Source organism: Shimazuella sp. NTD248, assembly GCF_059510395.1.
Map to the genome: position 1 here is coordinate 121011 of NZ_JCAJZT010000006.1, position 12238 is coordinate 133248.

Sequence of the window (12238 nt, forward strand, 5' to 3'; positions counted from 1 at the left end):
TATATCTTCGGGCCAGTGTTACGAAATGTAACACTGGCCCACTGAATTTATTTGAAGTCTTACTTATTATTTTCTTTACTCAACAACGAATGTTTTCTTGAATAAGAAAAATAGACAATAACACCTAACAAAATCCATATCACAAAGAAAATCCAAGTCATAGCACCCAATAATAACATCAAGTATCCACAGCTTAAAATTGCTAAAATCGGAACTAGTGGTACAAAAGGTGTTTTAAATTTCCTAGGTAAATCTGGCTCTGTTTTCCGAAGCACTAAAACTGCGATGGAAACCGTTACAAAAGCAGCTAAAGTACCTATATTTACTAATGTTGCAATCTTTGATAAAGGAACTAGTCCTCCTATTAAACCCGCAATAATTCCGCAAACCCATATTACCCTTGTAGGAACTTGTCTTTTTTTATTCATTTTGGCTAATGATTTTGGAAACAAACCATCTCTTGAAATAGATAAAATAATCCGAGTTAAACCATAAAGCATTACTAAAATAACGGTCATCATGCCAAGTACCGTACCGATTGTGACCAAAATAATCAACCAATTTTGTCCTAATGCTTCTAATGCAAATGCTACTGGACGATCCTCATGTCCTACAAAACTCTCAGATGGAACCAGCCCAGTAATGATTAAAGTAACAAGAATATATAAAACCGTGCAAATTAATAGAGAATATATGATTCCTCTTGGTAGATCTCTAGCAGGATCTTTGGTTTCTTCTGCCGCTGTACTGACTGCATCAAATCCGAGAAATGCAAAAAATACAAGCGCAGCTGCACTGAATACTTTGGACCAACCATGTGGAATAAATGGTTTCCAGTTAGCTGGATCCATATGAAATATCCCTACCCCGATAATGAGTACAATAACAAGAATTTTAATTGTTACCATCACATTGTTTAAACGTTTCGATTCTTTTACACCCAAAGAAAGCATCAAAGTTATTACCATAACGATAAAGAATGCAGGAAAATTAAAAATAGTATTTTGTCCTGGTACTGAGCCAGGAGCACCGGTCAAAACAGCAGGAATATGGATGCCAATACTCTCTAAAAACGCCTGTGCATATCCTGACCATCCCGCAGATACAGCGCTTACAGCTAGCAAATACTCAGAAATCAAATCCCAACCAATAAGAAACGCAAAAAATTCACCGATGGTTGCATAAGCATAGGTGTAGGCAGATCCAGAGACTGGTACAGTAGATGCAAATTCAGCATACGTTAAGGCTGCAAATAGACAAGCCAACCCTGCAATAATAAATGAAATGATTACGCCAGGACCTGCCATGATGGCACCTGTTCCAGACAAAACGAAAATACCTGTTCCAACCACTGCCCCTACACCAAGTAAGGTTAAATCCCATGTTCCTAGATCTCTTTTCAATCCAGAATGGGATTGCTTTGCTATTAATGCATGTACATCTTTCTTTTGAAATAAACTCATCATCATCCTCCAGTTTTATTGACAGAATAGTATTACGATTCCTTTTTAAAGGTATTGTTATTATAACGAAATCAGACAGGCAATTGGAAGTGTTATACTAAATAAACTAAAATAATGAAGTTTAACTCAATTCAAAATAAAATTATATTACAAATAAAAAAGTTCCCCAAACTCACAAGGGAACTTTTTGCAACTAGTTGTTTATCGATTAAGAGCTTCTAAAATTTCATCTGGTTTTAACCCTTGTATTTTTTTATCTCCTATAATAGTTACAGGAACACCAAGAAAACCCATCGCTTTGACTTCTGCTATACGTTCTTCATTATGACCACAATCTCGTACTTCATACGTAATCTGGTGATCATCAAGAAATTGTTTCAATATATTGCATTCGATGCAATGTGGTTTGGTATAAACAATGACTTCCATAGCAACTCCCCCCATTCTTCCTATATAATAAACCATAGTTCACAAAAACTATCTATAGGAGAATAGATATACATGCATCTTAATTTGCGTTCTTTTTTGAAACAGCTCCGTCGTGAAGGCGAATTACATACTATTGAAACACAGGTTGATCCCTATTTGGAATTAGCAGAAATTCACCGCAGAGTGATTGAACAAGGTGGACCAGCACTTTTATTTACGAACGTTGCTGGAAGTCCTTTTCCTGTAGTTACAAATCTATTTGGTACAACAAGACGGGTAGAACTAGCTTTTGGCCCGAGACCTGAGCAGTTGACGAAGGAAGCTGTTCAACTCACACATCGTCTCATGCCGCCATCAATCAGTGCTCTATGGAAAGAAAAAAAATGGCTAAAAGAATTATTAAAGGTAGGATTCCGTTCTATACCAGCTGAGAAGGCCCCTGTATTAGAAGTATCTCCATCAATCGTGGATTTAAAAAAATTGCCTGTACTCACTTCCTGGCAAGAAGACGGAGGGCCTTTTGTCACTCTCCCTCTTGTATATACACAACATCCAACAACTCATCAGCATAACTTAGGGATGTACCGGATGCAGATTTTCGATGCTACCACAACAGGAATGCATTGGCAGATTCACAAAGGCGGCGGTTTTCACTATCATGAAGCCGAAAGAGCGAATCAATCCCTTCCTGTACATGTTTTTTTAGGTGGCCCACCCGCACTGATTGCGTCTGCTATTGCACCAGTACCTGAATTTTTACCAGAACTTCTCCTCACATCTTTGATTCTTGGTGAAAAATTACCAGTGGTAAAAGATGAACAAACTGGATATCATATCGTTTCTGAAGCCGAGTTTTTACTTAAAGGTTCTGTTGCACCTCATGAGCGTAAGCTGGAAGGGCCTTTTGGTGATCACTACGGTTACTATTCATTAGCCCATCCGTTCCCAGTTTTCCAAGTTAATAAAGCATATCATCGGAAAGATGCCATCTACCCTGCTACTATAGTAGGAAAACCAAGACAAGAAGACTATTTCCTTGGAGAATTTTTACAAAAGCTACTCTCCCCTGCCTTTCCTATGGTGATGTCAGGAGTGAAAGACCTGTGGACGTATGCAGAAACTGGTTTTCATCCATTAGCAGCTGCGCGTGTACGAGAAAGCTATAAACGAGAAGCACTAGCTCATGCTTTTCGTATACTCGGAGAAGGACAACTGACCCTTACTAAGTTTTTAATGCTTACAGATCAAGAAGTATCGTTAGCAGATTTTTCAGCTTTATTCACTCGTATACTTGAACGTTTTGATCCTGCTAGCGACTTGATCATCTTAGAAAATACATCCATGGATACATTGGACTACACCGGTCGACGGCTCAATCACGGAAGTAAAGCCATTCTCCTTGGAGTTGGTGAACAAAAACGAGATCTACCAAGAGGTTATGAAGGTTCTGCGCTTAGTGGCATCAAGCATATTGTCACTTATATACCAGGTGTTCTCGTATTAGAAGCAAAAGATAGTTTTGCTATTCACCCAAACTTAGCAGGAGAATTATTAGATAATTTCCATGATCAGCTCCAAGACTGGCCATTTGTTTTTATCGTTGATGACCGGAAAACAGTTGAAAATCAAACATCATTTCTATGGACGATCTTCACCCGTTTTGATCCAGCTTATGACATCTATGCACGTGCAACACTGGAACGGCATAAGCCTAGATATCAATTACCAATTATCGTTGATGCTAGGATGAAACCAAATTATCCTGCTGAATTAGAAGTGGACCCAAAAATAAAAAATGTCGTTGATTCCAAGTGGAGAGAATATCAAATTCCTAAAGAAAACTTGCCGATTGACAAGCCTTTCAAGGCGCAGACAGAGTCTTAGTTGCACTTATGCACCTCAGACAAGGGCACAAGTCTCGCTTTGTAGATAAGATAAAATTTATACTCTCTTATCTATTAAGAAATAGAAACGTTCTTTAAGAGCGTTTTTATTTTACTGGAGGAACTGGCATCTGTTTTACAGTTCCTTGGTCATTATAAAAATAATAATTGGGTACTTTTCCGACTACAAGCGCTTGAGCAATCGGATAGTTCACTTCCACTGGTAACAATTCTTCTTTAAAGGGAATAATCAAATCCATTTCCGTTTGTATTTTTAAATTCATCGTAACCATTACCATGTTGATCCCCTGTGATTCCAACTTGGGTACTAGACTCACTTTTACTGTCCCTTTTGGCCAAAGCTGTATGGAAAGAGGAGGGCCGTAATTTGCAAATATATTGCTGTCAAGGGCTTGACCGAGGCGAATATCGATAGGCTTATCTCTCAGATGTTTCAATACATCTTGAATTTTAGAGGTTGTATTTTGGTAAATTTTTGCTTGTACTTGTTGATTCATCTGTATATAAGATATGTTACCTTCCTGATCCTTTTGAACGTTCATCACTGCATTTAACTCATGACCCAGCTTAACTTGTTCTCCGATTCCCTCCACAATCGCTTCTTGTGCTAACCGTTTTGCTTCTGTTTTAGCAATTTGAACAAGTATTGGATGAACATTTCGGTCAACCAACCAAACTAATGCAAAAAGCACGAAAAAGGTAAAGATACTCCAGAGTATTATCTTTTGTTTTCGACGCATCCGTTTCCGAAACAAGCTGATACACCCCATTTTTCCCAGAGAAAGGAATTGACACAGATCCAATTAAAGCTGAAACTAGAAAAGGAGTTTGAAGACAAAATCTATTTTCTTTTCACAGCTTATTCAACTAAGGACAAAAGTATGGCAAGTAGGGAGATAATAATGAAACAATACTTGAATCTATTAGAAAACATTTTGGAAAATGGGGAGAAACGAAAAGATCGCACTGGTACTGGTACCATCAGTTTATTTGGACATCAGATGCGCTTTCCCTTGCAAGAAGGATTTCCACTCATTACTACTAAAAAAGTACATCTTCGCTCGATTATTTATGAATTATTGTGGTTTTTACGAGGAGACACGAACATCCAATATCTAGTGGATAATAAAGTGTCAATCTGGAATGAATGGGCAGATGAAAACGGCGAACTCGGTCCAGTTTATGGAAAACAATGGCGTTCTTTTCCTAGTCCTGATGGAAAAACAGTAGACCAAATTAGCTGGGTTATCGAAGAAATAAAAAAGAATCCTGATTCAAGAAGACTAATCGTTAGTGCATGGAATCCAGGAGAAATAGAGAAAATGGCACTCCCCCCTTGTCATTTGTTATTTCAATTTTATGTGTCAAATGGGAAACTTTCTTGTCAGTTATACCAACGCAGTGCTGATACTTTTTTAGGTGTTCCCTTTAATATTGCCAGCTACGCCCTCCTGACTCATATGGTGGCTCAAGTAACTGGACTTGGTGTAGGCGATTTTATTCATACTATTGGGGATGCACACATTTATCTCAATCATCTTGAGCAAGTGAAGGAACAGCTGACAAGAAAACCATTTCCTCTGCCACAATTGCAGTTGAATCCAGATGTAAAATCTATTTTTGATTTTTGTTATGAAGATATCGCTATTGATCATTATGTTGCTCATCCTCACATCAAAGGGGAAGTGTCAGTATGATATCCATTGTGGTGGCTTATGATGAAAATCGAGTGATTGGTCATCAAAATCAATTACCTTGGCATTTGCCTAATGATCTAAGACATTTTAAAGAACTAACTGTTGGAAAAACCATAGTGATGGGAAGATCAACGTATGAATCTATTGGAAAGGCCCTTCCTAGTCGGAGAAATATTGTCCTTACACGCTCAACCTCCTTTCAAGCAGATGGTATTGAAGTGGTTCACCAAATAGAAAATATTCTCACTTTGGGTGACATCATGATTATTGGTGGGGCATCTATCTACAAACAATTTCTTCCTTATATTCATCAACTTTACATCACAAAAATTCATCATTCCTTTCCAGGAGATACCTATTTCCCTAACTGGAATAAAGAAGACTTCCAGCTTGTTTCCAAAGAAAAAGGGATAGAAGATGAAAAAAATATCTATCCCCATACCTTTTATCATTTTTCAAAAAAAGATCAGACCTAGTCTGTACTTGATCGATTCCAATTTGGGAGAAAACGCCGTTTTTCTCCCATTTCTTCTTCATAGTTGGTGACATCTTTCAAGGCATATTCTTCCATTGGAATACGAATCAATACCATTGTGAGAGTGTTGATAAATGTTACTATCGCAGCAGTTAAATACGCTCCAAAGATGACCGGAAAAACGAGCAGCTCTATTGCTACCACCACATAATTAGGGTGACGCATATATTTATAAGGGCCAGCCACACTCGGTTTATGACCCGGAACTACCCAAATTCTCGTATTCCAGTACTTACCCAAAGATCGAATACACCAGTATCGCAAGACTTGAGTACATGCAAAAATTAACAAGGGTACATAGGCCCATGATGGAGGTTTCGCGCGAAAAAACAAGACCTCCCCCCATATTCCGATAAAAAACAATAGGTGAATAAAGACAATTAATTTATAATGCTCTCGACCAACCTCATAGCCACCTTGGCTAGCCATCCAAGTACTGTTTTTCTTTGAAATAGCTAACTCTCCAATTCGTTGGACTACTACAATCCACCACAGCAAAATCATCCAAGATGTCATATTGAAACACTCCTATTCCAATCTAACAATAGTAACTCAGAACTAAATCCTGGCCCCAAAGCAGTCATCAAACCGTAACCAGAAGTAGGATTTGTTTGTAAAACTTGTTGTAGAACAAATAACACGGTTACAGATGACATATTGCCAAAGCACTTTAGTACGTCATATGCATAATTAAATTTATCTTTGGACAACCTCAGAGCTGATTCGTATGCCTCCAATACTTTTTTCCCACCAGGGTGAGAAATCATATAGGCAATATCTTCTATCGTAATTTCAGATTTTGCTAAAAACGTATCTACAACTGGTTTTACTTGTTCGTGGACGATTGATGGAATATCTCTAGAAAAAATGACTTTCAAACCATCATCCACTACTTCCCACCCCATTACATCTAAAGAATCAGGCCAAATTGTACTCATGCTATCTACTACAGCAGGCCCACTACTATTTGCTAAAACATTTTCACCGACTACTAAAACAGCTGCTGCCCCATCCCCAAATAATGAAGTTGCAACAAAATTGCTTTTACTATTATCTTGTGGCCGATAAGTTAAACTGCATAGTTCTACTGCCACAAAAAGCACCCGAGAATCTGGGTAACTTTTAGTAAATTCATAGGCTCTTGATAAACCGGATACCCCACCAGCACAACCGAGTCCCCAAATAGGCGTACGTTTAATGTGTGTCGATAATCCCAACTGATTGATAAGATGAGCGTCTATACTAGGAGTAGCTATTCCTGTTGTAGATACAAAAAAAATGTGGTCAATTTGTTTTGGATGCGTACCAGATTGCTCTAAACATTGACGGATCGCATCTTCGGCTAATTGACATGTCATCTGATTATATTTTTCATTTCTTTCGGGAAAAGTATGTCGTCTGCTAAACCACTCAGGAGGACAACTGATATAACGTTTCTCGATTGCAGTATTTTCAAATATCGTCATCATTTTATCCATTTGTTCCAATGAACCACCAAACAACTCTTTAGCAAATGCTTTAGCGTCCGATTGGGATAATTCGTATGGTGGTACTGCCGTTCCCACGGCGACAATTTTCGACAATACGATAAACCCCTTTAGCATTTTTTCCTAGCTTAACCATTTATATATAAAAAAATAGCCTATCATTTGACAGGCTATTTTTAGATGATTTATTTGTATACAGAAGAAACTCTATAGTCTATGTCTTATCTTTAATATCAAATAACGTAATCCACCAACGACTACACCCATAATAACTTGAAAAATAATCGATTGATTAGGAATCAAATTTGCCAGAATTAATATAGTAGCAATTGCCCAACCAAACGATAATACTAAAGATGACCAAAAATAAACCGTCACAATCATAAACAAGAAAGCAACAATTGCCGTTGCCGAAGATCTAAGAGCAATCCCTAATACAAAACTGAGGAGAATTACTTCAAAAAAGGGTAAGACAGAACGACCAAATCCGTGAAGAGTTTTTAACATCTACTTTACCTCCCATCACAGCATCATCAGAAGTTAACATTATTTAAGTTAACTCTTGACGTTGTTGCTCCATATAATGAGAGATCTCTTTATCCAATTCCTCTACCTCTCTAGCTTCCCCTGATTCAATCATCCTTTTGATGCCCCAGTCCAATCCCCATTTAAATGCTTCTTTCCGTTCATTTGTCTTATAGTTGGCAATCTTTCCGTCTGGTTGAAAAACAGAGGGTGGTAAATTGGAAACTACACAAGTTGTTACTGTTTTCCGCTGGTTCTTTTTTGAATGAATATATACAGCTGCTGTACGTTCTGCTAACTTCTCTACAAATGATGCTTTTAGATGATTTCGGGTCAAATCTTCGATCTCATCTGCGCCTTCTAACTGTGCGCAGCTAATAATCATTCCAATATTCCCTTTCATTGCTTGCATAAGCTCTTCATTACTAAACTGATCAATTTCTCTTGTTACCAGCCCTATACCTAAATCACATTTATCATCACTCAACAAGATTTCTGTAAATAAAGGAATTTGAATCATATGAGCTTCATCGATCATCATTAGATGAAATTTTGCACCCACTGGACGTTTAATAGCTGCTTGATAATAGTGATTTACTAGTTGACCAACTGTTACCTTTAATTCGTGATCCTTCATTCCATCGAGATCAAAAAATACTAAATGGCCTTCATCGAGATACTTATTGATATCTAGCGTCATCTCTTTTTGCAGATACATTCTACGCATAGTAGGATCTTGTAACAATGGGTCTATATGATTGAGAATTCCTTCTACTTCCCTTTTTAGTTCTTGTTGATCCAATTTTGTCCAGAAACGTTTTACATATGGATCCTTTCCTTTTTGAATAATCTTTGCACGAAATGTTGGATCTCGGAAAAATTCATCTACACATAAGATCGTATGTCGTTCATCATGCTCCATCAAACTATGCACGGCCAAAGTTAATAATCTTTTCATCCTTGTGAGTGATTCACTTTTCCCGTGTTTGTGCAGCAAGACTTCTGCTATTTGTTCCGCAATCTGATCAATTGGTATTTCATTAGGATTTGCTAATAAATTTAAACCAACCACATGAGATGTGTCGCTCGATAAATTAAAGTGATGAATTTTTTCTTTGGGGATTTTCTCTCCATTTTCTTCTAAAAACCGAAGTCTATTTTCAATAATAGGAATCATTTCACGTGCTGGGTCCAAAATGGTGAATCCAGGATGATTATCGGGGTCTTTTAACCAATCGTCAATCATGGACTGAATAATTTGTGTAGATGCACTCGACCTACCCATTCCACTTGTTCCTGAGAGAAGGAAATGTTTGATGAGTTGGTTGTAGCTAACCCTTACCTCACGAGCATGTAACGGGTGTTTGGCCACCCCTACGAGAACTCCTTCATTTAATTCCTCATCTTCCAGCGTTCGTTGATCATTTACCAAGTGCAAGAGAAATCCACGGCTATTCTTATCCATTTTCTCCGGCTCTTTATAAATCCAATGTGTCGAAGGTGGCAAATGAAATAAATTTGCCAATTCATTTCCATCCCAAATCATAAAACTAGAGGGATATGGATACGGAACTGGGTTTCTGTCTTTAAGTGGATTCCAAATTTTTTGCGGCCAAAATCGAATTGCTCCATCATAATTCATTGCTGTTTCAATCGCATTTGCAGATGATCGAACAATAGAAACAGCATGTTCATGATTTGACCACAAACTCATTCTTACTTTAAAAGAGAGTTCTCTACCTGTTAGCCTTTTCATCAAACTGATTCTGCGGGCTTTTTCTTCTGGTTCCATCTCCGATATCTTTTTATCTTTGAAACTATCCATCACATCTTCAGAACGATCTTCTAACTTAGACCAACTTACTGGAGAAAATTGGATATCGAGAAATGTACCTGGCCGAAGCGAATTTAAAATATTTCCAATGGGACTCTCTTTTTTCTGTTCCAATGATGCTAATGGTAATCCTTTTCTTTTTCCTAATTGAAAAGTGAAAATACCACCTGAACCACCATTCTCTGGCTCCGGAAATTGCTCTTTCGTTATTTCGTGAATCTCTGCTGATGGATAAACACTTTGGATCGTATCAAATACACTATTTTTCTTATCTTTTGGATAAGCCATATAGATTCCAATTTCATTTGATCCAGTTGGGATTGCAAAACGAATCCGAAACCATGGGTTTCCAAATTGGATACGTCGAGTCAAATGACGAATCATCCCACCAAATGTACGAGTCATAGTAGTAATTTTATCGATTTCTAACTCGATATTATCTGCTGGTAAGATCCGAAGATATCTCACACCTTTAATGGCCTGTTGTCGGTAATACATGACCATTAACCATCTAATTAGGATATACAATAGAGGAATACAAACAAGTATTAAAATAACAGTCGGCAACCAAGATAAAATAAAGTTCCCAGAAGCTTCCATGGTTGAATTTACGGAACTAACTGCCTGCGAAGTATCAGGTGATTTCCCTTCTAATCTAGGTTGTAGAAAATCCCAAATTTTTGAAAGGAGAAACAGAAATGCTAATGGTAATACAGCATAAAACAATACATAGCGTGGTATTTTCGCCAAGTCATCAGGTCCGCCTTTCGGCATTTTTAACCAACTCATATTTCTCCCACCTATCTTGGAAATCTAATTTTTTCAATCCTTGTTGTCGCTGTCTGTAAATATTTTTTAAACTGTTTTCCTAAATCACTAGAATTATCGGTATACTGTGTAAATTTACCAAGCGATCCATTCACAATGCTGATAAGCTCATTTCGCTTCCAAATAATACCCACAGTCAATATAAGCTGCATAATAATTGTCCAAGCATAACCAAACTGTTGAGGAGGAGTTAAATTATATAGGATCTGTGACAAAGTTAAGATCATACTCAACAACACACCCAAAACAATTTTCAAAATTTGATAGCCAATGAATTTTTTACTCCAATCCATCGCTAGTCCTGACCAAGCAGGATAGAGTGCCATTAAAAAGGCGAAAGGAGCAAAGAGTGCAAAAATGACAAAGATAAATTGATATACCAAAATAGCTCCTGCAACAAATAGAAATACTGCTCCTAATATCAGATGAGATACAGCCAGTAGTCCAAGCAGTGTTAAGCGTTGGAATACACCTAAACTCGTTACCATTACATTTGGTTCATACCCCAGAGCAGGATTTCCTAAGCTCTCTTCTCTTACGGCTTGTATTCGAGCTTGACTCCCTGGCTTGTTATTTAAAATACGTCCAATACGTTCTGGTTTCAGCTGAGGATCACCAGAAGTTTTCCCATACTGCAGCATAAGATAAGGTTGGTAAATCAACATATCATATAGCTTATCTGCTACTACAAAGGAGGAGACTTGTGAGGAATATTTATTTGAATTAGCTGTTAATTGTTTTTGGTGTTTTCTAGCAGCTTCTTTATCTACAGTGGAGTCTTCATCAGTTTGATTTGTACTTACCATGTCTGCTTGTAGTCCAACACCCATAATCTCTTGACTAATTCCACTACTGATTCCATTCAAATATTTCATGATGCCACTTGAATTGTTAAAAAAGGCCAAGGAGACCATTAAAATAAAAATAGTTCCAATTATACCGGTCCAAGCACTTGATGTATCTCGCTTATATAGTCCTTTATATGCAATCCAAGCACCTGCTAATAAAATCATAAAGGTTAAAAAATTGCCCCATATACCGGTATTTCCAACAACATGACCATTAAAGCCAACAAACTTTTGGATAATAGCATCGATTTTATTAGCAAATATATCGACGATATCTAGTGAAAAACCGTTCTCAACTCCTGAAATAACTAAAAAATCCCAAATCAATATCATCTGCCAAACAGAATTTACAATGAACGAATGAGCTAAGGCATATCCCGAGTCGGAGAGATTGCCCCCTAAATCCCAGGCATCATCATTTGGAAATTGAATCTCTAAATAATACCTGCTCGGTTTGTACTTTGCATATTTGACATCATATCCTTTTAGTTTGGCCGCCTTTATCCTTTCCTCCGGAAAATGAACTAACGAATCAAACATAAAATTGTACCCTGTTTGATTAGATGAAACCTGTGGTTCAGCACTAGCCTCCCCTAGCATGGATGTCCACAGGTAACAAACCAATATTCCAACAGCCAACCATTTGCTATACTTTTTCATGAGATCTCTCCACCTCTAGGTTGGATAT

11 protein-coding genes are annotated in these 12238 nt (G+C 37.5%); 3 read left to right on the top strand and 8 right to left on the bottom strand.

Annotated elements, in window-relative coordinates:
- Positions 1 to 59: 59 nt before the first annotated feature.
- The gene (gene bcaP, locus AC5WOE_RS14930; protein ID WP_496052913.1) at positions 60 to 1469 is read right to left on the bottom strand and encodes a branched-chain amino acid transporter BcaP; all 1410 of its coding nucleotides are present in this window, start codon (positions 1467 to 1469) and stop codon (positions 60 to 62) included.
- 195 nt (positions 1470 to 1664) lie between these two features.
- Positions 1665 to 1892, bottom strand: coding sequence for a glutaredoxin family protein (locus AC5WOE_RS14935; RefSeq protein ID WP_496050798.1), 228 nt, complete (start codon positions 1890 to 1892; stop codon positions 1665 to 1667).
- 72 nt (positions 1893 to 1964) lie between these two features.
- On the opposite strand from AC5WOE_RS14935, the gene AC5WOE_RS14940 reads away from it, so the two are divergent.
- Complete coding sequence (locus tag AC5WOE_RS14940) at positions 1965 to 3776, top strand: menaquinone biosynthesis decarboxylase (protein WP_496052914.1); 1812 nt, start codon at positions 1965 to 1967, stop codon at positions 3774 to 3776.
- Between the two features lie 106 nt (positions 3777 to 3882).
- Here AC5WOE_RS14940 and yunB read toward each other — a convergent pair whose 3' ends face one another.
- On the bottom strand, positions 3883 to 4551 hold the full coding sequence (gene yunB / locus AC5WOE_RS14945) for a sporulation protein YunB (RefSeq protein WP_496052915.1): 669 nt from the start codon (positions 4549 to 4551) through the stop codon (positions 3883 to 3885).
- A gap of 147 nt (positions 4552 to 4698) precedes the next feature.
- On the opposite strand from yunB, the gene AC5WOE_RS14950 reads away from it, so the two are divergent.
- Positions 4699 to 5493, top strand: a complete 795-nt coding sequence (locus AC5WOE_RS14950; RefSeq protein ID WP_496050795.1) for a thymidylate synthase — start codon at positions 4699 to 4701, stop codon at positions 5491 to 5493.
- The gene (locus AC5WOE_RS14955; protein WP_496050794.1) at positions 5490 to 5969 is read left to right on the top strand and encodes a dihydrofolate reductase; all 480 of its coding nucleotides are present in this window, start codon (positions 5490 to 5492) and stop codon (positions 5967 to 5969) included. Before AC5WOE_RS14950 ends, AC5WOE_RS14955 begins: the two co-directional genes overlap by 4 nt.
- Here AC5WOE_RS14955 and AC5WOE_RS14960 read toward each other — a convergent pair.
- The 5 genes from AC5WOE_RS14960 to AC5WOE_RS14980 form a co-directional block, all read right to left on the bottom strand.
- The gene (locus AC5WOE_RS14960; protein ID WP_496050793.1) at positions 5966 to 6544 is read right to left on the bottom strand and encodes an isoprenylcysteine carboxyl methyltransferase family protein; all 579 of its coding nucleotides are present in this window, start codon (positions 6542 to 6544) and stop codon (positions 5966 to 5968) included. The genes AC5WOE_RS14955 and AC5WOE_RS14960 overlap by 4 nt on opposite strands.
- On the bottom strand, positions 6541 to 7611 hold the full coding sequence (locus AC5WOE_RS14965; protein WP_496050792.1) for a type III polyketide synthase: 1071 nt from the start codon (positions 7609 to 7611) through the stop codon (positions 6541 to 6543). Before AC5WOE_RS14965 ends, AC5WOE_RS14960 begins: the two co-directional genes overlap by 4 nt.
- Positions 7612 to 7722: 111 nt before the next feature.
- Entirely contained in the window at positions 7723 to 8022 is a 300-nt protein-coding gene (locus tag AC5WOE_RS14970; RefSeq protein WP_496050791.1) for a hypothetical protein, read from the bottom strand.
- Positions 8023 to 8065: 43 nt separating this feature from the next.
- Complete coding sequence (locus AC5WOE_RS14975; protein WP_496052916.1) at positions 8066 to 10663, bottom strand: putative type IV secretion/conjugal transfer ATPase; 2598 nt, start codon at positions 10661 to 10663, stop codon at positions 8066 to 8068.
- An 11-nt stretch (positions 10664 to 10674) separates the two neighbouring features.
- On the bottom strand, positions 10675 to 12210 hold the full coding sequence (locus AC5WOE_RS14980; RefSeq protein ID WP_496052917.1) for a CD3337/EF1877 family mobilome membrane protein: 1536 nt from the start codon (positions 12208 to 12210) through the stop codon (positions 10675 to 10677).
- Positions 12211 to 12238: the final 28 nt, after the last annotated feature.